The sequence below is a fragment of the Haloferax massiliensis genome, from assembly GCF_001368915.1.
Lineage (GTDB): Archaea > Halobacteriota > Halobacteria > Halobacteriales > Haloferacaceae > Haloferax > Haloferax massiliensis.
In genome coordinates this window covers 577,371-600,142 of sequence record NZ_CSTE01000001.1, presented here as the reverse complement: position 1 = coordinate 600,142, position 22,772 = coordinate 577,371, and the positions used below count along the sequence as shown (strand labels likewise).

The 22,772-nt window shown below is 67.8% G+C and carries 27 protein-coding genes; 14 read left to right on the top strand and 13 right to left on the bottom strand.

Annotation, left to right across the window (positions count from 1 at the left end):
* Positions 1-195: 195 nt before the first annotated feature.
* From BN996_RS02880 to BN996_RS02865, 4 genes are all read right to left on the bottom strand, one after another.
* Positions 196-399: a DUF7569 family protein gene (locus tag BN996_RS02880; protein ID WP_089777085.1), complete on the bottom strand. Its 204-nt coding sequence runs from the start codon at positions 397-399 to the stop codon at positions 196-198.
* A 149-nt stretch (positions 400-548) separates the two neighbouring features.
* Positions 549-1,229 (bottom strand): uracil phosphoribosyltransferase, encoded by a 681-nt coding sequence (gene upp / locus BN996_RS02875; RefSeq protein WP_089777084.1) that lies wholly within the window; start codon positions 1,227-1,229, stop codon positions 549-551.
* A 108-nt stretch (positions 1,230-1,337) separates the two neighbouring features.
* Positions 1,338-1,568 carry a DUF8107 family protein gene (locus BN996_RS02870; RefSeq protein ID WP_089777083.1) on the bottom strand — a complete coding sequence of 77 codons (231 nt, stop codon included), beginning with the start codon at positions 1,566-1,568 and terminating at the stop codon, positions 1,338-1,340.
* Complete coding sequence (locus BN996_RS02865) at positions 1,565-2,872, bottom strand: CobW family GTP-binding protein (protein WP_089777082.1); 1,308 nt, start codon at positions 2,870-2,872, stop codon at positions 1,565-1,567. Before BN996_RS02865 ends, BN996_RS02870 begins: the two co-directional genes overlap by 4 nt.
* Before the next feature lie 101 nt (positions 2,873-2,973).
* On the opposite strand from BN996_RS02865, the gene BN996_RS02860 reads away from it, so the two are divergent.
* The 3 genes from BN996_RS02860 to BN996_RS02850 all read left to right on the top strand — a co-directional run bounded on the left by BN996_RS02860 (position 2,974) and on the right by BN996_RS02850 (position 6,196).
* On the top strand, positions 2,974-3,270 hold the full coding sequence (locus tag BN996_RS02860; protein ID WP_004968702.1) for a DUF7990 family protein: 297 nt from the start codon (positions 2,974-2,976) through the stop codon (positions 3,268-3,270).
* A 1-nt stretch (position 3,271) separates the two neighbouring features.
* Positions 3,272-4,237: an ArsA family ATPase gene (locus BN996_RS02855; protein ID WP_089777081.1), complete on the top strand. Its 966-nt coding sequence runs from the start codon at positions 3,272-3,274 to the stop codon at positions 4,235-4,237.
* Positions 4,238-4,372: 135 nt separating this feature from the next.
* Positions 4,373-6,196 (top strand): carbon starvation CstA family protein, encoded by a 1,824-nt coding sequence (locus tag BN996_RS02850; RefSeq protein WP_089777080.1) that lies wholly within the window; start codon positions 4,373-4,375, stop codon positions 6,194-6,196.
* A 56-nt stretch (positions 6,197-6,252) separates the two neighbouring features.
* Here BN996_RS02850 and BN996_RS02845 read toward each other — a convergent pair whose 3' ends face one another.
* Both BN996_RS02845 and BN996_RS02840 read right to left on the bottom strand, forming a co-directional pair.
* A complete protein-coding gene (locus BN996_RS02845; protein ID WP_089777079.1) occupies positions 6,253-6,906 on the bottom strand; it encodes a DUF8052 family protein in 654 nt (217 codons plus the stop codon).
* Positions 6,903-7,283 (bottom strand): cupin domain-containing protein, encoded by a 381-nt coding sequence (locus BN996_RS02840; protein WP_089777078.1) that lies wholly within the window; start codon positions 7,281-7,283, stop codon positions 6,903-6,905. The genes BN996_RS02845 and BN996_RS02840 overlap by 4 nt, the downstream gene beginning before the upstream one ends.
* An 88-nt stretch (positions 7,284-7,371) precedes the next feature.
* Between BN996_RS02840 and BN996_RS02835 the strand changes: the two genes are divergently transcribed.
* The 6 genes from BN996_RS02835 to BN996_RS02810 all read left to right on the top strand — a co-directional run bounded on the left by BN996_RS02835 (position 7,372) and on the right by BN996_RS02810 (position 11,238).
* Entirely contained in the window at positions 7,372-7,581 is a 210-nt protein-coding gene (locus tag BN996_RS02835; protein WP_089777077.1) for a DUF8007 family protein, read from the top strand.
* Positions 7,582-7,654: 73 nt separating this feature from the next.
* Complete coding sequence (locus tag BN996_RS02830; protein ID WP_089777076.1) at positions 7,655-8,347, top strand: DUF5828 family protein; 693 nt, start codon at positions 7,655-7,657, stop codon at positions 8,345-8,347.
* A gap of 106 nt (positions 8,348-8,453) precedes the next feature.
* Complete coding sequence (locus BN996_RS02825) at positions 8,454-8,693, top strand: DUF8001 family protein (protein ID WP_089777075.1); 240 nt, start codon at positions 8,454-8,456, stop codon at positions 8,691-8,693.
* A gap of 79 nt (positions 8,694-8,772) precedes the next feature.
* Positions 8,773-9,144, top strand: coding sequence for a helix-turn-helix domain-containing protein (locus tag BN996_RS02820; protein WP_004044838.1), 372 nt, complete (start codon positions 8,773-8,775; stop codon positions 9,142-9,144).
* A 96-nt stretch (positions 9,145-9,240) separates the two neighbouring features.
* The gene (gene thrC, locus BN996_RS02815) at positions 9,241-10,500 is read left to right on the top strand and encodes a threonine synthase (RefSeq protein ID WP_089777074.1); all 1,260 of its coding nucleotides are present in this window, start codon (positions 9,241-9,243) and stop codon (positions 10,498-10,500) included.
* Positions 10,501-10,611: 111 nt separating this feature from the next.
* Positions 10,612-11,238 (top strand): hypothetical protein, encoded by a 627-nt coding sequence (locus tag BN996_RS02810; protein ID WP_089777073.1) that lies wholly within the window; start codon positions 10,612-10,614, stop codon positions 11,236-11,238.
* 50 nt (positions 11,239-11,288) lie between these two features.
* Here the strand turns inward: BN996_RS02810 and serA are convergent, their stop codons facing one another.
* Complete coding sequence (serA, locus tag BN996_RS02805) at positions 11,289-12,866, bottom strand: phosphoglycerate dehydrogenase (protein ID WP_089777072.1); 1,578 nt, start codon at positions 12,864-12,866, stop codon at positions 11,289-11,291.
* A 139-nt stretch (positions 12,867-13,005) separates the two neighbouring features.
* Here serA and BN996_RS02800 point away from each other — a divergent pair, with 139 nt between their 5' ends.
* Positions 13,006-13,671, top strand: coding sequence for a DUF7504 family protein (locus tag BN996_RS02800; RefSeq protein ID WP_089777071.1), 666 nt, complete (start codon positions 13,006-13,008; stop codon positions 13,669-13,671).
* Positions 13,672-13,704: 33 nt separating this feature from the next.
* Here the strand turns inward: BN996_RS02800 and BN996_RS02795 are convergent, their stop codons facing one another.
* On the bottom strand, positions 13,705-14,142 hold the full coding sequence (locus tag BN996_RS02795; RefSeq protein WP_089777070.1) for a DUF7522 family protein: 438 nt from the start codon (positions 14,140-14,142) through the stop codon (positions 13,705-13,707).
* A gap of 144 nt (positions 14,143-14,286) precedes the next feature.
* On the opposite strand from BN996_RS02795, the gene serB reads away from it, so the two are divergent.
* From serB to BN996_RS02775, 4 genes are all read left to right on the top strand, one after another.
* The gene (gene serB, locus BN996_RS02790; RefSeq protein ID WP_089777069.1) at positions 14,287-14,934 is read left to right on the top strand and encodes a phosphoserine phosphatase SerB; all 648 of its coding nucleotides are present in this window, start codon (positions 14,287-14,289) and stop codon (positions 14,932-14,934) included.
* Positions 14,935-14,985: 51 nt separating this feature from the next.
* Positions 14,986-15,177, top strand: a complete 192-nt coding sequence (locus BN996_RS02785) for a hypothetical protein (protein WP_089777068.1) — start codon at positions 14,986-14,988, stop codon at positions 15,175-15,177.
* A 197-nt stretch (positions 15,178-15,374) separates the two neighbouring features.
* Positions 15,375-15,791, top strand: a complete 417-nt coding sequence (locus BN996_RS02780; protein WP_089777067.1) for a DUF2178 domain-containing protein — start codon at positions 15,375-15,377, stop codon at positions 15,789-15,791.
* Positions 15,788-16,000 (top strand): helix-turn-helix transcriptional regulator, encoded by a 213-nt coding sequence (locus tag BN996_RS02775; RefSeq protein WP_089777066.1) that lies wholly within the window; start codon positions 15,788-15,790, stop codon positions 15,998-16,000. Before BN996_RS02780 ends, BN996_RS02775 begins: the two co-directional genes overlap by 4 nt.
* Positions 16,001-16,032: 32 nt before the next feature.
* On the opposite strand, the gene lpdA is transcribed toward BN996_RS02775, so the two are convergent.
* From lpdA to lipA, 5 genes are all read right to left on the bottom strand, one after another.
* On the bottom strand, positions 16,033-17,460 hold the full coding sequence (gene lpdA, locus BN996_RS02770; protein ID WP_089777065.1) for a dihydrolipoyl dehydrogenase: 1,428 nt from the start codon (positions 17,458-17,460) through the stop codon (positions 16,033-16,035).
* Positions 17,460-19,049 carry a dihydrolipoamide acetyltransferase family protein gene (locus BN996_RS02765; RefSeq protein WP_089777064.1) on the bottom strand — a complete coding sequence of 530 codons (1,590 nt, stop codon included), beginning with the start codon at positions 19,047-19,049 and terminating at the stop codon, positions 17,460-17,462. Before BN996_RS02765 ends, lpdA begins: the two co-directional genes overlap by 1 nt.
* A gap of 3 nt (positions 19,050-19,052) precedes the next feature.
* Positions 19,053-20,036, bottom strand: a complete 984-nt coding sequence (locus BN996_RS02760) for an alpha-ketoacid dehydrogenase subunit beta (protein WP_089777063.1) — start codon at positions 20,034-20,036, stop codon at positions 19,053-19,055.
* Positions 20,033-21,139 (bottom strand): pyruvate dehydrogenase (acetyl-transferring) E1 component subunit alpha, encoded by a 1,107-nt coding sequence (gene pdhA, locus BN996_RS02755; protein WP_089777062.1) that lies wholly within the window; start codon positions 21,137-21,139, stop codon positions 20,033-20,035. Before pdhA ends, BN996_RS02760 begins: the two co-directional genes overlap by 4 nt.
* A 319-nt stretch (positions 21,140-21,458) precedes the next feature.
* Entirely contained in the window at positions 21,459-22,394 is a 936-nt protein-coding gene (lipA, locus tag BN996_RS02750; protein WP_089777061.1) for a lipoyl synthase, read from the bottom strand.
* Positions 22,395-22,772: the final 378 nt, after the last annotated feature.

Here is a 22,772-nt window from a genome sequence, read left to right as displayed (position 1 = left end):
TCGAAACGAAGGGGTTCGGCGAGTCGGGTCCCGTCCCCGGGGAACCCCATGAGAACGCATCTCACAGTAGTCTACGGGGGTCCGGTTCGGGACGTTCGACTCGAACGAAGACCGACCGCCGGAGGCTCGTTTTCGACCCGAAGAGAAGGGGTTCGGACGGCGGGCGTCGGGAACGCGGCCACCGGCCCGATGCCGTCAGTCGACGATTATCTCGGAGTCCGCGGAGTCGTCCGACGACTGCTTGGGCGACATCTGTTCTTCGTATCGGGTTATCCAGTCGGCGAAGCAGGTCGGGCAGAGTCGCTGGTCGTCGACGGTCGAGCCGTCGACCTGCAACTGGACCGCGCGGGCGAGGGCGTCTTCGACCGCCCGCCCACAGCCATCGCACGGGTCGCTCATCGTCTGCTCCCTCCGGTGGCGCGAGGTTCGTCCATGCGTCGGAGGTGCGCGGGCGGTAACTTAGTCGTTACCCGAATCCGGGTCGGCGGCCGAGGCGGCCGTCCGCGACTCCCGCGCGTCGAAGCGAGGCGCGACGGGACGTGACCGAGTTACGTCGTGCGGAACGCGCGGTCGCCGGCGTCGCCCAGTCCGGGGACGATGTAGCCGTCGTCGTCGAGGTAGTCGTCGATGGCGACCGTCAGCAGGTCGACCTCGGGGAACTCGTTGTCGACGCGGAGCAGGCCGTCGGGCGCGGAGACCGCCGAGAGGACGAACAGCTTCTCGGGGTCGACGCCGGCGTTGTCGAGGATGTGGTCGAGGACCGAGCACATCGTCGAGCCGGTGGCGAGCATCGGGTCGGCCACGATGACGGTGTCTTTCTCCGTGATTTCGGGGAGCTTCACGTAGTCGATGGTGATGGGGAAGCCGCCGTCGTCGTCCATCCCCGCCTCCTCGTCGCGGCCGGCGGAGATGACGCCCTGTTTCGCCCGCGGGAACGCCTTGAGCAGTCCCTCCACGAACGGCGTCGCGGCGCGGAGCACGTTGATGATGACGACGTTGTCGAGTCCCTTCACGCGCTCGCCGGTCGTCTCGGCCAGCGGGGTCTGGATGGTGACGTACTCGGTCTCCATCGCGCCGTCGATTATCTCGTAGCCACAGATGCGGCCGAGTTTGACGAGGCCTTTCCGGAAGGCGACCTGCGTCGTCTCCACGTCCCGGAGGCGCGAGAGCGTGTCCTTCGCCAGCGCGTGCGTGATGAGGTACGCGTCGTCTCGGTCTTCGATGGGCATCTTACTGAGAAGGCGGTTCCCCGAAGGACATAAATGCGGCTATCGGCCGCCAGCGGTGCCCTGCGGGTAGTTCACGCGTAGAATGGGTCGGCGACGCATCCGGCGGTTTCAGTTCGTCACGAGGTACGTGACCGCCGTGAGCACGAGCGCCGCCGACGCGACGTTAACGGCCGAGAAGGCCGCGAGGTCGATGTACGACAGGCCGTAGACGACGACCGCCGCGAACGCCGTCGAGAGGACGAGGTTCATGACGAACAGCACCCGCGGGTCGCCCTCGCCCCACTCTATCTCCTCTCCGCGCTCCTCGTCGTCGCCGGCTCGCTCCGACTCGCCGCTCATCGGCCGCCCTCCGGGGCCGCGTCGGCGGTCGGGGTCGACTCGCGCTCCCGAGTCGGTTCCGCGAGCGCGACCTCCTCGCCGGGGTCGGTCGGGTAGTCGCCGGCGTCGGCGGACGCGCCGGGGTCGAGCAGGTGGGCGTCGAGCGCGGCCGAGAGCGCGTCTTCGTCCATCCCGCGGCCGATGAACACCAGTTCGGTCCGCCTGTCGCCGTGGTCGTCGTGCCAGTCGAGTTCGGGGTGGTTGCGGCGGTAGGTGTCCTGTTCGAACTCGGGGCGCGAGGCGACCCACGGGCCGGCGGCGGCGACGTACGCCGACGGGCCGGCCTGACTGTAGGTGAAGTGTACGTCCTCGGCCCCGGCGACCCACAGCGAGCCCTTGGCGCGGACGACCGAATCCGGGAGGTCCCCGAGAACCTCGGCCGCGCCGTCGGGGTCGAGCGGTGCCCGGCGACGGTAGACGAACGAGGTGACGCCGTAGGTCGCCTCGGCGTGGGGGGTGTCGTCGCGGCTGTGGTCGTGGTCGTGGTCGCCGTGGTCTGCATCGCCGTGGTCGCCGTGGCCGTGGCCGTCTCGGTCGCCCTCGTTCCCTTCCGCGTCACCCTCCAGCGCCGCCCGCCAGCCGACGGGCGCGTCGGGGTCGTGGAGGTCCGAGAGGAGCAAATCCACGTCCACGTCGCCGTGGGTCGTCTCCACGACGGTCGCGCCGGGGCGGAGCGCCTCGACCGCGTCGCGGACCGCCGCGAGTTCCGCGTCGGAGACGAGGTCGCGCTTGTTGAGGACGACGAGGTCCGCGCTCTCGACCTGCTCGACGAGGAGGTCCGAAAGCGGGCGCACCGAGCCGTCTCCCTCCTCGGCGACGGTGCGGTCGGGGTCGCCGTCGCCGAAGGTGTCGGCGAACAGCCGCGAGTCGACGACGGTGGCGAGGCCGGCCACGTCGTAGCGGGCGGCCGCCCGGGAGGTGACGAACAGCCGGGCGACCGGGCCGGGCTCCGAGACGCCCGAGGCCTCCACGACGAGGTGGTCGAACGACCGCTCGCGCGCGAGGCGGACGACCGCGGTTTCGAGGTCGTCCTGAAGCTCACAGCAGATACAGCCGTTCGAGAGTTCGGTCACGCCGTCGCCGACCGCGAGGTCGGACTCCTCGGCGACCAGTTCGGCGTCGACGTTCACGGAGCCCATGTCGTTGACGAGGACGGCGATGTCGCGGTCGCCGGCGTTCGTCAACAGGTGGTTGAGAAGCGTCGTCTTGCCCGCCCCGAGACTCCCGCCGAGCACCGTCACCGGAATCGTCTCCCCCGCGTTCATGAGCGGGCCTACCGGGGCCGCACATATGAAATCGCAGGTAACCAGCGCGGACGTTCGTGAACGATACCCTTTTGTCCGAAAACGGGTGAGTGTGTAAACTGATGACGCTCGCCGCGCGCATCGAATCCTTCCGCGAACTCGTCGAAGAGTGGCTCCGCGGTCTCTACCACGGGATGATTTCGCACCCCGCCTACGAGAAGATAGAAAAGCAGGCCGAGGACGACGAGGACGCGTTCATGCTCGCGTGCTTCCCCGACGCGTTCGGCATCCCCTCGCCCATCTCGTACTACACCGCCGAACTGCTCCCGTACCTCGAAGACGAGTTCGAGGCGTGGGAGCGGCGGATGTGGGACCGCGGGTCGCTCCTCGAACGCAAGGGCCACCAGTATCACTTCTAACATGCGCAAATTCGTTTTCTTCGGCGGCAAAGGCGGCGTCGGCAAGACCACGATGTCCAGCGCTTACGCGGTCAAGTGCGCCCGCGACGGCGTCCGGACGCTCCTCGTCTCGACCGACCCGGCTCACAGCACGAGCGACGTGTTCGACCAGTCCTTTACCGACGAGCCCGCGGCCGTCGCCGGCGAGCCGAACCTCGACGCGATGGAAATCGACCCCGAGACCGAGGTGCGCGAACATCTCATGGAGACAAAGCGGGCGATGGGCGACCAGGTCAGCCCGGCGATGGTCAACGAGATAGACCGGCAGATAGAGATGGCTCACCAGACGCCCGGCGCGTACGAGTCGGCGCTGTTCGACCGCTTCATCGACGTGATGCGCTCGGCGGACGACTACGACCGGGTCGTCTTCGACACCTCGCCGACCGGCGGGACGCTCCGACTGCTCTCCCTGCCGGAGTACCTCGACGGCTGGGTTCAGCGGCTCCTCCACAAGCGCAAGGAGTCGGTCAAACTGTTCGAACGCGCCGCTATCGGCAACAACGAACCCCGGCGCATGATGGACGGCGACCCCATCATCGCCCGCCTCGAACAGCGCCGCGACGACTTCTCGTTCGCCAAGGCGACGCTACAGGACGACGCCGCGTTCTTCCTCGTCGTGAACCCCGACGAACTGTCGCTGCGCGAGACCGAGCGCGCCATCGACCAACTCGACTCCTACGGCCTCGACGTGCGCGGTCTCGCGGTCAACCGCCTCACGCCCGAACCCGACCCCGACGAGTCGGGCCGGGGCGCGACGTTCTTGCGCGGGCGAGTCAAGACAGAGCGCGAACGACTCGCCGACCTCCGCGAGAATTTTTCACCGCCGCTCGTCGCCGCCGTCGAGACGCGGGTCGCCGAGGTCAAGGGTGACTTCTTGGGCGAGGTGGCGGCCGAACTCGACATCGACACCTCGCCCGACGTTCAGTAGGTGGGTAAACCGACCCCGCGGTGATAATTTTCGGCGTCCCTCGCCGATTGAACCTGTCGTTCGAACACGATACATTCCTATCTATCGTTAATGTTAAGGTGGGCATTTTCGTGTCACCGAGTGGGGCAGCGTACCATGGTACAAGTCATTTGGTTGGTCGTCACGGTACTCGCGTTGTTTACCGTCGGGTATCTCGGTTACTCCCGATATCTCGCGCAGTTCGTCGAACTCGACGACAGTCGTGAGACGCCAGCGCACAAGTACGAAGACGGTCAAGAATACGTTCCGGCGAAAAAGCCGGTGTTACTGGGGCATCACTATTCGAGCATCGCGGGCGGCGCGCCGATTGTCGGACCGATTACGGCGGGCGTTGTGTGGGGCTGGGTTCCCGCGCTCGCGTGGATCGCCATCGGCAACCCGCTTCTCGGGAGCGTCCACGACTTCGTGTCGCTGTCGAGCAGCCTGCGACACGACGGGAAGTCCATCGGCTACATCATCGGCGAGTACGTCGGCGAGCGCGGCAAGAACATGCTGTTGTGGTTCGCGTTTCTCACCATCGTCCTCGTCGTCGCGGTGTTCGCCCTCGTGGTGGCCATCGTGTTCAACGCCTATCCGGAGGCGGCCACGGCGAGTCTGGTGTACATCGTCCTCGCGGTGCTGTTCGGCATCTACCTCTACCAGCTGAACCTCCCGTTCCTGCTCGGGACGTTCGTGTTCGTCGTGGCGATGTTCGTCGGCGTCTACGCGGGGATTCAGTACCCGGTTGCGCTGTTCGAACCCGCGGCCCGCGCGCCCGCCGAGACGTTCGTCCTGTTCTCCGGCTCCGGGTCGTGGCTCCCCGGCGCGAGTTCGTTCAACGGGAACACCGCGGCGTGGGTGCCGCTCATCCTCGTCTACGGGGCGATTGCGAGCGCCCTCCCGGTCTGGGTGCTTTTGCAACCGCGCGACTACCTCTCGTCGTTCCTGCTGTACGCGGGCGTCGGCGGCGCGCTCGTCGCCATCGTCGCGGGCACGTTCTTCACGACTCCGACCCAGCCGCTCGTGACGAACCTCGAACCGTACTACGGGTTCATCGGCCGCTCCGGCGCGCCGCTGTTCCCGCTTCTGTTCATCACCATCGCCTGCGGGACCATCAGCGGGTTCCACTCGCTCGTCTCGTCGGGCACGACCTCGAAGCAACTGAACAAGGAGTCCGACGCGCGCGTCATCGGCTACGGCGGCATGCTCGGCGAGGGCCTCCTCGCAACCGTCGCGCTGGCGACGGTCGCCATCATCGCGCCCGACGTGGGCGGCGGTATCGGCCTCGCGCTCCCGACGTTCGCCGCGGGCGGCGGCGTCATCCTGTCGAGCTTCGGCATCCCGACCTCCTTCGGCGGGCCGTTCATGGCCCTCGTGCTGGTCAGTTTCCTCCTCACGTCGACCGACACGGCGGTTCGCCTCGGTCGCTACATGATGGAGGAAATCGTCGGGACGCCCGAGACGCCGGTCGAGGAGTTCGCGACCAACCGCTACGGCAACGCGTTCGTGCAGTCGCTGCCGGCGTACATCCTCATCACCAGCGGCTCGTGGCTGACGCTCTGGCAGTTGTTCGGCGGCGCGAACCAGCTTCTCGCCGCGCTGGCGCTCCTGACCGCGACCGTCTGGCTGGCCAACTGGGACGACTCCAAACAGCTTCTCAGCACGGGCCTGCCGATGGCGCTCATGACGACCATCACGTCGCTCGGCCTGCTGTGGCTCGCGTTCCACGACAACCTCTACGCGAAGTTCCTGAACCCCGAGTGGATGGCCTCGGCGGGCACCTTCGCGATGGTGTCGGCGGTCGTCCAAATCGTCCTCGCGCTGGTGCTCGTCTATCTGGCGCTGTCGCTGGCGAAAATCGGCTACGACAACATCAAAGACGCCCGGAGTTCGGGCGGCGGTGGCGGTAGCGGCGGTCGCCCGCAACCGGGCGACGACTGACGCGCGGTCGTTCGCCGCTCGGCCTCTGACCGCCGACCCTTCGACTCCGTTTTTTCTTACCGACGCAACTTCCCGAGGACCCGGCCTAACAGCCCGTCTGAGACCGCCGGCGAGCCGTCGGTCCAGAGCGTGAACGCGGCGACCGAGTCGGCGTTGCGGCTGGCGACGGCGTCCTCGTCTGCCGGCGCGACGACGGCGACGTTCACCTCGTAGTGGCCGTAGTAGCCGAACTTCAGGAGCGTCCGGTCGGCGAACTCGGACACGAACGTCCGGACTTCCTCCGGCACCGCGTCGGCGACGAGCACGAACGTGAAGTCCGTCCCGTAGTGCTCCTCGTCGGGTTCTATCCACTCGTCGGCGAGCGCGTGACCCAGTTCGACGAGCCGTTCGAGTTCGGCGACCGTCGCCGACTCGACCCGCCGCGCGAACATGTACTCCATCGCGTGGTGGTTGGCGTAGTTGATAGACCGGTGGAGGAACTGCTTTTGGCTCTCCATCCGCATCGAGCCGAACAGGTCGAACCGCTCGCCGCGGACGGCGTACTCCCGCTCCAAGTCGTAGTTGTACATGAGTCGCTCGGCGACTCGGTCGAGGTACTCGTCGTCCCACTCGGGGCGGTCGAGGGCCGGCCCCGAAACCGACGCGTCCGCCCCGCTCGGCTCGTCCTGCGTTCCGGCTCCCTCGGCGTCCTCGGGTTCGACGCTCCTCATTCCTCGTCGGGGTCGTAGGGAACGGCGTCGCCCGACACGGCCGGCGAGCCGAGCGCGAGCAGTTCGACCGGCTCGTCGGCGTCCTCGGGGTTGTACGCCCGGTGCGGGCTCTCCGGGTCGGCGACGAACAGGCCGTCGGCGCCGACTTCGAACGTCTCGTCCGGCGTCTCGACGAACAGCGTGCCCGAGAGGACGTAGAAGGCCTCCTCCTGTTCGGTGTGGTAGTGGTACGAAAGCGGCACCTGCTCGCCGGGGGCGGCCCGGAAGCGGTTGAGCGCGACGGTCTCTAAGCCGCCCTCGCCGCCGATGCGGCGGAGTTCGCACGGGCGGTCGTCGGCGGGCTCGACGGCGGTTGCGTCCACGACGCGATATCCCATGAGACGGAGCAACACGTTCGACCGTATAAGCCCGTCGCGACCCGCCCGGAAACCAAGGTTTATTCGTGAAGGTTCCGAACCCCGGCGCATGGGAGACTCGACCCGAGAGGCGTGCGGCCGGTGTTCGATGACCACCGTCGTGGACGCCGCCGCGAGCGGGGACCGCGACCCGTTCGGCGACGACCGAATCGAACTCGACGAGTCGGCGCTCCGGGCCGCGTCGCCGACGGCGTGGCTCGGTCGGGTGTCGGCCCGCCTCGACGCGGCCGCAGAGCGGTTCGTCTACGGCGACCGCTAGACGTTCTCACCCGTGTGCGAACCTGTCTCCTCGTAGAGTTTATACCGTCTGGCACGTAGTCCCGTCAACGACAATGGAAGAGAGCATCTCCGGGTTCAAACGCCGTGGCACCTGGGACGAGGTCGTCGAACACGGGGAGCGAATCACCCGCGCGCTCCGCGACGCCGACGTCGACGGCGACGCCTTCGACGACTGGGACGAGTGGCGACCCAAGTCCCACGAGCGACTCGGCGAGGACGTAAACGAGAAGACTGCCCAGCAGGCCAGCGTCGGCGAGGGCGAGGGCGAGAAGGCGGGCAAGACGCCCAACGACGACCTCAAAACGGCGGGAGAGAAGCTCTCTCGGTCCTACGAGCGGGTCGAAGAGGGCGACAACGAGGGGGCCGTCGAGTCGTGGCAGGACTCCATCAACTACGTCGCTCGCGCGGCCGACTCCGCCGGGCGGAAGGCGCTGCGGAAGGTCGAGGACACGGTCTACCGCAACGTGATGACCCAGTTGGCCCCGTACTACTTCGACAACGAACTCGTGAGCGCGAACATCCAGCGGGTCGGCCGCGGCTCCGGCGACGAGCGGTTCGTCTTCGAGGTGAACGTCAACGACGACGAGCTGAAGTCGAAGGTGTCGGAGACGCTGCGGGGCTTCGAGGACGAAATCGACCGCTGGCACATCGACACGCCGAAGGAGACCGAAGTCGCGGAGGCCGTCGAGGGCGTGGAGGTGCCGACGACGGACGAGGAACACCGGTCCAACTGGACGACGAACTGAGTCGGGTCCGGTTTCGGCTCGACTCGCCGCCCGCTGTCGGCACGCGTTCCTGTCGGCACTCGCCGCCATCGACAATACTGATAGCGCTCGCCCGCGACCCTCCGGTATGCCCGAGCCGCTCCGAGTCGAGTCCGGCGAACTGACCGCAGACGAAATCCTCGACGCGCTCCGCGAGGGCCGCCGGGTCGTCGTCCGAGCGGAGCTGCTCGGCGGCGTCCACGAGGTGACGCTCCGCCACGACGGCACGGTCTTTTACTGCGACACGCCGACGACGCTCCACAAACACGAAGACGAAGACGGGATGCGGGCGTGCGTGCTGAAGATGGGCTACGCGAAGGCGGAGTAGCCGCGGCGTCCCGTCCGGCCCCGACCGCTCGCTCGCCTGTAGGTGAGGGTTTAATCCGGCGCACGGCGAACAGGTGTGCATGGCCGACGCACCGGACATGGGCGAACTGATGGAGACCGAGGACCCGAACTTCGGACAGGTCCTCGCGTGCGTCTTCGGCATCCAGAGCCACGAGAGCCGGACGTATCTCGCACTACTCGACAACCCCGGGAGCACCGTCGCCGAACTCGCGGAGGTGCTCGACCGCGACCGGAGCAACGTCAACCGCTCGCTGACGACGCTCCTCGACAAGGGCCTCACCGAGCGCAAGCGCCGCCTGCTCGACCCCGGCGGTTACGTCTACCAGTACACGGCGACGCCGCTCCCCGAGGCCAAAGAGATGATGCACGCCGCGCTCGACGAGTGGGCAGAGGACGTACACGCCCGCATCGACGCCTTCGGCGAGTCGTAGCTCTCCCCGGTCGACCGCGCTCCCGGCGAGTCCGTCGCCCGGCAGGTGCCGCCCAAACCCGCCCGCTTTTGTCCCTCTGGTGCCACCGCCCGAGCAATGAGCCTCGAACTCACGGCACCCGCCCCCGAGGAGCCATCCGTCGCCGACGACGGCACCTGGCTCGAATGTATCGCGTGCGGCGCGCAGTTCGCGCCGTTCGAGGACGTTCGGTACACCTGCGACGACTGCGACGGCCTCCTCGAAGTCCGCTACGCCTCCCCGCCGACGTGGGACGACTTCGAGGGCCGCGGCGTCTGGCGCTACAACGCCGCGCTCCCCTTCGAGGAGGGCGTTTCGCTCCCCGAGGGCGCGACGCCCCTCCACGAGGTCCCGCGCCTCGAAGCCGACGTGGGCGTCGAGACGCTCCGCGTCAAACACGAGGGGATGAACCCCACCGGCTCGTTCAAGGACCGCGGCATGACCGTCGGCGTCCGCGTGGCGAAGGAACTCGGCGTCGGCCGCCTCGCCTGTGCCTCGACCGGGAACACCTCGGCCGCGCTCGCCGCCTACGGCGCGCGCGGCGGGATGGAGACGCTCGTGCTCCTCCCCGCCGGCAAGGTCGCCGCCGGGAAAATCGCGCAGGCGTCGCTTCACGACGCCCGAATCCTCGAAGTCGACGGCAACTTCGACTCCTGTCTCGACATCGTCCAGGACCTCGCCGCCCGCGGCGAGGCGTACCTCCTCAACTCGCTGAACCCCTTCCGGCTTGAGGGCCAGAAGACCATCGGCCTCGAAATCCTCGAAGAGTTCCACGAGGACTACGGCGGCTATCCGGACCGCATCGTCCTCCCCGTCGGTAACGCGGGCAACACCTCGGCGCTCTACAAGGCGTTCCGCGAACTCGTTCAGTCGGGCGCGCTCGACGTCGAGGACGTGCCGAAGCTGACCGGCGTACAGGCCGAGGGCGCGGCCCCGATGGTCGAGGCCGTCGAGAACGGCTGGGACGAGACCCGCCGCTGGGAGGACGTCGAGACGCGCGCGACCGCCATCCGCATCGGCAACCCGGTCAACGCGCCGAAGGCGCTCCCCGGCATCCGCGAGACGGACGGCACGGCCGTCGCCGTCTCCGACGAGGAAATCACCGAGGCACAGCGCGACCTCGCGGCCGAGGGCGTCGGCGTCGAACCCGCCTCCGCCGCCTCCGTCGCCGGCCTCCGAAAGCTCCGCGCCGAGGGCGTCGTCGACGCGGACGAACAGGTCGTCTGTCTCACGACGGGCCACCTGCTGAAGGACCCCGACGCGGCGTTCGAGGCGGGCGACGACCCCGAACCCGTCCCGAACGACACCGAAGCGGTGCTCGAACACCTCGCCGAGTAGGCGCGCCGTCCGCCCTCGGCGACCGACGGAGCGGTCACCCCGGGCACGATGACGCGCGTCGGGTGCGCGTCTGACGCATCCTTTTCATTCTGTGGTACGTTGTGCCACACGATGTCGCTCAGCAGCATGCCGACCGGGACCGTCAGTCGGGACGGGGCCGGTTCGAGAACGTACCCGCCGGACGGAATCGAGAACGGGCCGTCCGAAACCGCGTCTTCGGCCGCCTCAGCCCCCGCGTCTTCGGCCGCCTCAGCCCCCGCGTCTTCGGCCGCGTCCACCCGCGCATCCACGGCCTCGTCAGCGCCCTCGTCCTCACGCGCAACCACCGCGTCAGCATCCTCCCCCTCACGCGCAACCACCGCGTCAGCACAGGCGTCCACGGCCTCGCAGTCGCGCGGTCGTCAGCAGTCGCGCGGCCGCCGCCCGTCGTCGGCCACCGACGCACGGAGCCGAGAGTCGCTCCAGCGCGAGAACGAGGCGCTTCGCCGCGCGAACGCTCGACTCAGCGAGCGTCTTGAGAACGCCGATGCGGACCAACAGGAGATAATCGACCACTACGAACAGTTGCTGGCCGAGAGTCGCGGCCGCGGCCGCGGCCGTCAGCGGACGCCCGACCGCTCGGGCCGGTCGAACGACCTGTCTCGTCGCTCGGGCGACGAGTCGGACGCGGCCGCCGCGGTGCAAGCCGCCGTCGGGCGCGTGGTCGAGAGAGTCGCGTCGGCGCTCGGCCGGCGGTAGCGTCGTTTCGGTCGTAGTCGTTTCTCAGAAAGAGGCGCGGGCCGCCCGCTTCAGAGCGTGATGAGGTCCACGTCGATGATGCGGTCGTCGGCGAGGAGTTTCTCCCGAACGTCGTCCGGCACGTCGTCGTCGAGGTTGTAGACGGTCAGCGCCTCGCCGCCGGCCTTCGCGCGGCGGGCGTTGAACATCCCGGCGATGTTCACGTCGTTCTCGCCGAGGACGGTCCCGATGAAGCCGATGACGCCCGGCTTGTCGTAGTTGCGGGCGACGAGCATCTGGCCGTACGGGATGGCGTCCAGCCGGTAGCCGTTGATGCGGACGATGCGCGGGTCCTCGCCGGTGAAAAGCGTCCCGGAGACGGTCATCTCCTCGTCGCCGTTGCGGACGGTGACGGTCACGAGGCTCTGGAAGTCGTCCGACTGGCGGGACTTCGACTCGACGACCTCGATGCCGCGCTCCTTGGCGACCTGCGGGGCGTTGACGGCGTTGACCTGCCATTCGAGCGGCGCGAAGACGCCCTTCAGCGCGGAGGCCGTGACGAGTTCGATGTCCTCGGCGGCGATGTCGCCGGTGTAGGTGACCTCGACTTCGCCGAGGCGACCGTCGAGCAGTTGAGCGGCGATTTTCCCGGCGGTCTCGGCGAGACCGATGTACGGCTGGATGCGCGGGAAGGCGCTCTCGTCGACCGACGGCGCGTTGAGCGCGTTGATGACGGGTTCGTCGCGGAACGCGGCGACGATTTGGTCGGCCGTCGAGACGGCGACGTTCTCCTGTGCGGCCGAGGTGGACGCGCCGAGGTGCGGCGTGACGACCACGTCGTCGACGGAGAGAAGCGGGTTGTCGGGCGAGACGGGTTCGTCGGCGAACACGTCGACCGCGGCCCCGTCGATGACGCCGGCGTCGACGGCCTCGGCGAGGGCGGCCTCGTCGACGACGCCGCCGCGGGCGCAGTTGATGAGGTAGCCGCTCCCCATCGTTTCGAGTTCGTCGGTGGAGATGAGCCCCTCCGTCTCGGGGGTCAGCGGCGTGTGGACGGTGAGGAAGTCGGCGCGGGCGAGACAGGCGTCGAACTCGACGAGTTCGGCACCGAGCTGGTCGGCGCGCTCCTCGCCGATGTAGGGGTCGTAGGCGACGATGTCCATCCCGAGCGACGAGAACTTCTTCGCGACCTCCTGGCCGACGCGGCCGAGGCCGACGACGCCGAGGGTCTTGCCGTTGACCTCGTTGCCGAGGTAGTCGGACTTGGCCCACTCGCCGTCCTTGAGGCGGGCGTGGGCCTGCGGAATCGAGCGCGCGGCGGCGAAGCCCATCGCGACGGTGTGCTCGGCGGCGGCGCGGACGTTCCCCTCGGGCGCGTTGGCGACGATGACGCCGTGTTGGGTCGCGGCGTCGATGTCGATGTTGTCGACGCCGATGCCGGCGCGTCCGACGATGACGAGGTCGGGAGCCGCCTCGAACACCTCGGCGGTCACCTGCGTTCCGGAGCGGACGATGAGCCCGTTCGCGTCGGAGACGGCTTCGAGCAGGGCGTCACCTTCGACGTCGTACGCGGTCTCTACCTCGTAACCGGCCTCGCGTAGCCGATCCAGACCCGCGTCGGCGATCGGGTCCGTGACGAGTACCTTCATGCGCGTAGCGTCAGACCCATTCGGGTTAAGGGTTGTCACAACGGCCGATATCGTGACATTGAGACTGTCTCGCACGGTTCGGGCGGCGCGGTCGTTCGCCCCACTAGTATTATCTGCACGACTCCGGTAGATTCGGTAGATGGTCTTCCGTCCCGAGAACGCTTCGCCGGCGACGCGGTCGCCCGAGGTGTCGCTTCCGGACACCGGGTCCGTGCTCATCGCCGGCCCGACGATGACGCGGAAGCGTCGGCTCATGCTCTCGATGCTCGCGCCCGGCGAGCGCGACGACGCGGGGACGGTCGTCGTGACGACGAAGAAGCCCGCCCCGAGCATCGCACAGGAGCTATCGTACATCAGTGGGTCGCCCCCGGAGCAGTTCGAGGTCATCGACACGACGAGCGTCGCCGACCTCCTCGGCGACCGCTCCGACGCGGGCAACCTCCGGTACGTCTCCAGCCCCGGCGACCTGACCGGCATCGGCATCCACCTGACTCAGTCGCTCCGGGAGCACCACGAGGCGAACCGGTCGGCCCGCGTCGGCCTGCACGTCCTCTCGACGCTCGTGATGTACACCGACCTCAAGCGGCTGTTCCAGTTCCTGCACGTCATCACGGGCCGCATCTCCGCGGCGGGGTTTACCGGCGTCTTCACGCTCGACACCGGCTTCGTCGACGAGCGCGAACTCGCGCTCCTCAAACAGCCGTTCGACGGCTTCGTCGAGACGCGCGACACCGACGGCGACCCGGAGTTCCGGGTTCGCGGACTCGACGACGGCCCGCGGTCGTGGACGCCGGTTCGAATCTGAGCGGGCGTCGCGGCCGTCGTCTCTCGGCCGGCCTCACGAGAGGTGTTTCACCGCGGGGTCGACAAGCGGCGAGTTCGCCCGGTCGAACGTCGCGATGGCTCCCGACCACTCGTCGTTGGGGTAGATGGCGACGACGACTTCGTCGAACCACCTGACGACTGCGTTCAACTGGCCGTAGTCGTCGAGTCCGGGTTCGTTGACGGGTTCGCTGAGCGCCTTCATCACGAGCGCCTTCACGCGCTCTGTTCGGGCGTCGGCGTCGAGGGCGTCGTCGATGTCGTCGCGGAGGTAGAGGAGTTCGAACGCCTCGCCGTCGTACTGACCGACCGCGCGCACGTCGGCGTCGTCGAGGTCGCGGAGGCTTCGGACGAACTGTCGGAGCGGGCTGTCGCCCTCGTCGCCGAAATCGTCGGCCAGGTCGGCTTCGACGTCGCTGAGCGTCTCGTGTTCGGCGTCGTGGGGGTCGTCCATACGTGCTTGTCAGGGAGACGACGGGTAAATAGCTGTGCGCGGCCGCCCCCCGTTTCCCGCCGGGGGCGGCTCGCCAGCGCCCCTCCCCCGCCGCATAACTGCCGACGCGGAAGCTTTGAAACCCCGCGGCGACGACGGGCAGATATGCGCATCATCGCCTTCGACTTCGACGGCACGCTCTCGGACTCCGAGATGACGGTCCTCCTCGGCAAGAAGAACGGCACGGCCGACGAGATGGCCGACATCACCGAGCGGGCCATGAACGACGAGATGAGCTACGCGGAGAGCCTGCGCTCGCGCGCCCGCCTCCTCGAAGGCCTCGAAGAGGAACTCGCCGAGGAGGCCTACAGCGAGGTCGAACTCCGCCCCGGCGCGGCCGACCTCATCCGGCGTCTCCGCGACTACGGCCACCACGTCGCCATCTTCACCGGGGGGTTCGAACGCGGCGTCGAGCGCGCGCTCGAAAAGGAGGGCGTCGAGGTCGACGACATCGTCTCGAACCGCCTGCCCGTGAAGGGCGGCCGACTCACCGGCGACGTGGAGGGGTCGCTCATCGAGGGCACGAAGGACACGGCGCTGGAGAATCACGCCGCCGAACACGAGGTCCCGATGGACCGAACCGTCGCGGTCGGCGACGGCGCGAACGACCTCCCGATGCTCGAAGTCGCCGGCCTCTCGGTCGGCTTCGTCCCCAAGGACGCGGTCCGCCCGGCCTGCGACGCCGTCGTCGCCTCCATGGACCGACTCGGAAAGCTCTTCGAGAGCCACGGGATTCTCGACGCCGACGAGTAGACTGTTTGTGGTCTGCTAACACTTATCACATATGGGGCCGTAGCCCCGCGTATGCCAATCAGCGACGTCAACACGCCCGAGCTATGGGTGGCGGGCTTCGTCTTCGTGGCCCTCGCGCTCGCCGCCCTGTTCGAGGGCGTCGTCCTCCTCGACGTCCGCACGCTCGGCGTCGACGAGTCGATTCCCGCGGCCGCGGCGGTCGTGGGGACGATGCTGGTGCTGTGGTGGTTCGACGACGGGTGAGCGACCATGAACCGACCCGACCCGGACTGAACCCGCCCGACTCGAACTGAACCGACGCTGACGCCCTTCTCTGCGGCCGCGCGAACCTCGGAGCGACGCGACCGAACCGGGACAACGATTAAGTCGGTGTGTAAAGTATGCTTTACTGTAAAGCGAACTTTCCACCCGGTCTCCGACCCGGCGCTTTACACAGAACTATGACACAGGTCCAACGCTCACCGACGCCTCGGCTCTCCAGACGACGGCGGTATCGACGCCTGCTGTTCGGCTCCATCGGGGTCGGCGTGCTCGCCTCCCTCGTCCTCCGGTTTCTCGACTACCCCGTGGTCGGCGAAGCCGTCTACTGGCTCGGCATCGTCGCCGCGCTCGCCGTCTGGCGCGGCACCGACGTCGCGCTGTTCGACGAGCGCGACCGGTCGCTCGAACGACGGGCGAGTCAGCTCACCATGACCGTCGCCGCGGTAATCCTCGTCCTCGGCGCGTCCGCCGCCCGACTCGGCGCGACGCTCGGGCTGTTCGAGGTCTCGCCGTTCGTCTCGGGCGCGCTGTACGGCTTCGTCGGACTGTTCGGTCTCTTCGCCCTGTGCTACCTCTGGGTCCGCGCTCGGACATGAAAAACGGGGTCCGCACGCGCCGCGAGGCCGCAGACCTCAGTCAGGGCGAACTCGCCGAAGCGGTCGGCGTCACCCGACAGACAATCAACGCCATCGAGCGCGAGCGGTACGACCCCTCGCTCGAACTGGCGTTCAAGCTGGCGGCGTACTTCGACTGTCGCGTCGAGGACGTCTTCGACCCGGAGCTCGACGGCGACCTGACCGCGTAAAAAAGTCCTCCCGCTTTTCGACGCTCCTCACCTCACCGATTCAGCGTGTGAATCGCCTGTCCGAGCGCGTTCTCGGCGGCCTCCATGACCGCTTCCGCGAGCGTCGGGTGGGTGTGGATGGTCGACGCCACGTCTTCGAGCGTCGCGCCCATCTCGATGGCGAACGCGAGTTCCGCGATTAGCTCCGAGGCCTCGGGGCCGACGATTTGCGCCCCGAGGACGAATCCGGACTCCTCGTCGGCGACGACGCGGACGAAGCCGTCGGCGTGGTTCGTCGTCAGCGCGCGGCCGGACGCCCGGAACGGCATCTGCCCGACGACGGGCGAAAAGCCGGCTTCCTCGGCGTCGGCTTCCGTCATGCCGACCGTGCCGATTTCGGGGTCGGTGAAGACGGCGGCGGGGACGGCCTGACTGTCGAAGGCGACCGGCTCGCCGGCGACGTGCTCGGCGGCGACGATGCCCTCTTTCGAGGCGACGTGCGCGAGCATCGGCGTGTCCTCGACCACGTCGCCGACGGCGTAGATGTGCTCGACGTCGGTGCGGCGGCACTCGTCGACCGAGAGGAACCCGCGGTCGTCGGCTTCGAGGCCGGCGCTCTCGATGTCCATCGTGTCGGTGACGGGCGAGCGCCCGACGGCGACGAGCACCTTGTCGGCGCGGTACTCGTTTTCCTCGCCGTCTTCGGTCTCGGTGGTCACCATGATACCGTCGTCCTCGTCGCGCCAGCCGCTGGCCCCCTCGCCGAAGTGCATGTCGATGCCGAGGTCCTCGGCGCGCTTGCGGACGACGCGGGCCACGTCGGACTCGTAGCCCGGCAGGATGTCGTCGAGCATCTCCACGACGGTCACGTCCGCGCCGAGCTTGGCGAACGTCGTCGACAGCTCCATCCCGATGTAGCCGCCGCCCACGACGACCAGTCGCTCCGGGACGGTGTCGGCTTCGAGGGCGTCCCGCGACGACCACACCGGCTCGTCGCCGAAGTCGAAGCCGGGAATCTGGATGACGCGCGAGCCGGTGGCGATGATGCAGTGTTCGAACTCGACGGTCTCCGAGCCCTGCCCTTCGCCGCCGTGGGCGATGCGGACGGCGTTCTCGTCTTTGAAGCGGGCGGTCCCCTCGACGAGATTGACGCCGTTTGCCTTACAGAGCTTCTCGACGCCGCCGGTGAGTTGGTCGACGACGCCGCTCTTCCAGTCGCGCAGTTGCGACATGTCGACGACGGGGTCGGCGTGGATGCCCATCTCCTCGGCGTTGCCCGCCTCGTGGGCGAGGTTCGCGCCCGTGATGAGCGCCTTCGAGGGGATACAGCCGTAGTTGAGGCAGGTGCCCCCGTAGGCGTCCTTCTCGACGAGCGTCGTGTCGATGCCGTTCTGTGCGGCGCGGATGGCGGCGACGTAGCCGCCCGGCCCCGCGCCGATGACGAGCAGTTCGGTTCCGGTTGCGATGTCTCCGACGACCATTATTCTAACACCAGCAGCTTGGGGTCTTCGAGCAGTTCCTTGACGCGGTTCGTGAATCGAGCGCCCTGCGCGCCGTCGACGATGCGGTGGTCGAACGACAGCGAGAGGGTGAGGACTTTACGCGGCACGACCTCACCGTCGACGACCCGGGGCTTGTCTTTGATGGCTCCGAGCGCGAGAATCGCCACCTCGGGGTAGTTGACGATGGGCGTCGCGTACTCGCCGCCGATGCCGCCGATATTGGTGATGGTGAAGGTGCCGCCGCGCATCTCTTCGGGCGCGATTTTGCGGTTGCGGGCCTTCTCGACCTTCTCGTTCATCTCGTCGGCGAGTTCGAGCATGCCCTTGCGGTCCGCGTCGCGGACGACGGGAACGAGCAGGCCGGCGTCGGTCGCGGCCGCGACGCCGATGTTGTACTCGTCGCGCAGAACGATTTCCTCGTTCTCCTCGTCGAGTTGCGAGTTGAGGTACGGGAAGTCCTTCAGCGCCGCGACGACGGCCTTCATCACGAACGGCATGTAGGTCAGCCGCGACCCTCGCTCCTCGGCGACGGGCTTGAGCTGTTCGCGCAGTTCGACGAGCTCCGTCACGTCCACCTCGTCGTGGTGGGTGACGTGCGGCGCGGTGTACTTCGACCGCTGCATCTGGTCGCCGATGGCCTTGCGGACGCCCTTGTAGGGGACGCGCTCGCCGGCACCGGGGCCGGCCTCGGGCGGTGCGGATTCACTCGTCGCTTCGCCCGTCGCCTCGGCGGTCGCGGGGACGGCGTCGGCCTCGGCGGCCACCGCCTCGGCGTCCGCGGCCTGCGCCTCGCGCTGGGCCTGCGCGTACTCTTTGACGGCCTCGGGCGAGACGAACGCCTCGCCGTCGCGCATCTCGGTCGCGGGGACGGCGTCGATGTCCACGCCCTCCTCCTTGGCCAGCGCGCGGGTCGCGGGCGCGGCGAGCGTCTGCCCGCGGTCGGCGCTCTCGGCCGACGCGGTCGCCGACCCGGACGTTCCCTCGTCGCGCTTCGCGGTCGCGGACTTCCCGTTGGTCTGGACGGTCCGCGGGCCGCTGGGTTCGTCGCCGCCCTCGTCGCCGGCGTCTTCCGCGGCGGCGCGAACGTCGCCCTCGGTCACGCGGCCGCTCGGGCCGCTGCCGTCGACGGATTCGAGACTGACGCCGAGTTCGCGGGCGAGCCGTCGGACGCTCGGCGGGGCGAACACGCGCCCGCCGGAACTGGAACCGTCGTCCTCGCCTGCGCCGGCGTCGTCGCTCTCGGCCGTCTCGGAATCGGTCGGTTCGGCGTCCACGTCGGCGGCCTCGGCGTCCGAACCGGCGGCATCGGCGGCCTCCTCCTCGTCGCCACCGACCCGGATGGTGATGATGACGTCCCCGACGGGGACGACCTCGCCCTCCTCGGCGAGGAGTTCCTCGACCGTCCCGTTGAACGGCGAGGGCACGTCGACGAGCGCCTTGTCGGTCTCGACCTCCGCGAGCACCTGGTCTTCGGTTACCTCGTCGCCCGGCGCGACGTGCCACGTTACGAGTTCGCCTTCCGCGACGCCTTCGCCGACGTCGGGGAGTTTGAATTCCTTGAGCGCCATCGTTCAGAAGTTCACCGCCTCACGAATACCTTCTTCGACGCGGGCGACCGAGGGGAGGTAGTAGTCCTCCAGCGCGTACAGCGGGTACGGCACGTCGTAGCCCGCGACGCGCTTGACCGGCGCTTCCTGATAGAGCAGCGCCTCCTCCTGAACCGTCGCCGTGATTTCGGCCCCGAGGCCGCCGTTCTTCGGAGCCTCGTGGACGACCACCGCGCGGCCGGTCTTCTTGAACGACTCCACGATGGTCTCGCGGTCGAGCGGCGAGATGGTGCGGATGTCCACGACCTCTGCGTCGATGCCCTCCTCTTCGAGGTTCTCGACGGCTTCGAGCGTCGGGCGCGTCATCGCGCCGAAGGTGAACACGGACACGTCCGTCCCCTCGCGGCGGACCGCGGCCTCGCCGATGGGGACCGTGTAGTCCTCCTCGGGGACCTCCCCGCGGAACGCCCGGTAGATGAGCTTCGGCTCCATGAAGATGACCGGGTCGGGGTCGCGGATGGCGGAGATGAGCAGTCCCTTCGTGTCGTACGGCGTCGAGGGGATGACGACCTTCAGGCCGGCCTCGTGCGCGTAGAACATCTCCTTGGACTCCGAGTGCGACTCGGGGGCGCGGATGCCGCCGCCGTAGGGCGCGCGGAGCACCATGGGGAGCGTGTAGCGGCCGCGGCTGCGGTTGCGGAACCGACCCATGTGGCTCACGATTTGGTCGAAACCGGGGTACATGAAGCCGGAGAACTGTATCTCCGGGACCGGTTTCAGCCCCATCGCGGCCATGCCGATGGCCGTGCCGACGATTCCCGATTCGGCCAGCGGCGTGTCGATGACGCGGTCGTCGCCGAACTCGTCCCAGAGGCCCTCCGTGGCCCGGAAGACGCCGCCGTTCTTGCCGACGTCCTCGCCCATGACGAGCACCTCGTCGTCGAGGTTCATCTCGGTGTAGAGACCGTCCCGTACCGCCTGCACGATGGTGAGGTTCTGACTGCTCATTCTCTGAGGAATCCTTCGTCGCCGAACTTCTCGCGGAGCGCCTCGAACTCCTCGTACTGTGCCTGAATCTCCGGGGTCCGCTCGGCGTAGGCGTAGTTGAACATCTCGCTCGGGTCCGGACGCGGGTCGGACTCGGCCGCCTCGATGGCGTCGGCGACCCGCTGTTTCACGTCTTCCTCGATGGTCTCGACGGTCTCGTCGTCGATGCGGCCCGTCTCGCGGAGGAACGACTCCAGCCGCGGAATCGGGTCTTTCGCCTTCCACTTCTCGACTTCCTCGTCGTCGCGGTAGACGGTCGGGTCGTCGGCGGTCGTGTGCGCGCCGAAGCGGTACTGGACCGCCTCAATGAGCGTCGGGCGGCCCTCGCCCTCGCCGGGGTTCTTCGCCTTGTCGAGCGCCGCCTTCGTCACCGAATAGACCGCGAGCGGGTCCATCCCGTCGACCTGCACGCCGTCGATGCCGTAGGCGGTCGCCTTCTGGGCGAGCGTCTCGGCGGCGGTCTGTCGCTCCCGCGGCACCGAGATGGCCCACTGGTTGTTGTTACAGAAGAAGACGTTCGGGGTGTCGAAGACGCCCGCGAAGTTCAGCCCCTCGTGGAAGTCGCCCTCGGAGGTCGCGCCGTCGCCGAAGTAGCAGATGACGGCCGTGTCCTCCTCGCCGCGGAGTTTCTTCGCCCACGCCGCGCCGGTCGCGTGCGGAATCTGCGAGGCGATGGGGACCGCGGGCGGAAAGAGGTTCACGCCCTCGGGCATCTCGTTGCCCTTCTCGTGGCCCATCCAGTACAGAAGCGTCTGCTTCAGCGGGAGGCCCCGGAGCAGCGACGCGCCGTGTTCGCGATAGCTCGGAACCATCCAGTCCTGTTCGTCGAGCGCGATTGCGCTCCCGATCTGTGCGCCCTCCTGTCCGGACAGCGGTGGATACGTCCCCATCCGCCCCTGGCGCTGGAGACTCACCGCCCGCGTGTCGAAGTGTCGGGCGAGACGCATGTATCGGTACATCTCGACGAGCGTCTCGTCGTCGACGTCGGGGACCTCGCCGACGACGGTCCCGTCTTCGTCGAGCACCCGTACCTGGTCCTGCGGGTCGCGTTGAAGCACGCTCACGGGAGAACCCTCCTGTTCATGCCAAAATCGACACCCGCCGGCGTTATATTGTTTTCGTATATAGTTTACTTTGGCTCGGAATATTGCGCCTCACATCGTGCTATGTAAACTCACGCGGGGTAAAAATTGGACATCTTCGCTTCTAAACGATTCTTCCTGACGTTCATTAGTGTGAACCCACACATCGCCGAGAAATAATCGGAAATATCGACAGCGTTGCAGATCGGGTCCGCGGCGGGCGCGGGGTCGGACCCGGTCTGCCGGGTCGCGCGGACGGGGTGGAGCGGCCGACGCAGTCGGTCGGCGCGGCGGCCGCGACCTACTGTCCGGCGGCCGCGCGGGCGGCCTGCCGCGCCTCCTCGACGCTCGACCCCTCGCGGAGGAGCGCGTCCACGAACAGTTCGCCGGCCTTGTACGACGACCGGACCATCGGGCCGGACGCGCAGTAGAGAAAGCCCAGTTCGTCCTCCGCGACGCGCCGCCACGTCTCGAAGGCGTCGGGGTGGACGTACTCGAACACGTCGAGGTGGCTCCGCGAGGGCTGGAGGTACTGACCGAACGTGACGATGTCCACGTCGGCCTCGCGGAGGTCCGAGAGGGTCTGGTAGACCTCGTGGGCGTGCTCGCCGAGGCCGAGCATGACGGAGGTCTTCGTGTGGATGTCGGACTCGTCTGTCACCTGCTGGAGCACCGAAAGCGACTGCTCGTAGCCGGCGCGGCGGTCCCGAATCGGCCACTGGAGGCGCTCGACGGTCTCGATGTTGTGGGCGATGACGTCGGGGCCGGCGTCGATTATCTGCCGGACGTGCTCGGGGTCGCCCTGGAAGTCGGGAATCAGCACCTCGACGAGCACCTCGGGGTCGCGGCGCTTGATTTCGCGGATGGTCTCGGCGAAGTGGGCCGCGCCCTGGTCCGGCAGGTCGTCGCGGTCCACGGAGGTCAACACGACGTAGTCGAGGCCGATTTCGGTCACCGCGTCGGCGACGTTCGCCGGTTCGTCGGGGTCCAGCGGTTCCATCCCGCCGGTCGTCACGTCGCAGAAGTTACACCCGCGCGAGCACCGGTCGCCCATGAGCATGAACGTGGCCGTGCCGGGGCCGTCGCGGCCGCTCCAACACTCTCCGAGGTTCGGGCAGTTCGCCTCCTCGCAGACGGTGTTGAGGTTCCGGTCCCGGAGCGTCGATTTGATATCGGTGAAACGCCGGCCCGATGGCGGTCGCATCTTCAACCAGTCTGGCTTCCGCCGCGTGCGCATAGGCAGTTCTTGCGAGGCGACGGGCAAAAACGTGAGGATTGGTCCGCCGTCTGTCGGGTTGCCGATGGAATCGCCCGCCGAGTCAACCGAAACCGCGTCCCCGAGACGTTAGCCATCGCATGTGCGCCCCGTGCTATCACGCCTTGTTCAGAATCGTTCAAACACGCAGTTATATCACGAAATTCGAAACGTCCGGTCCGGATATATCACGACTTTCCATCAAACAGCATGTACAACCGTGCTAGATGTATCACATAACTGAAAAACTTATATCCGAGTAAAGACTTCTATCGAGTATGAACTGGAAACACCGCCGCGACATGACGAAGGCCGAATCGAAGAAGCACGAGGCGACCGCGGGGACGAACTGGTCGTTCA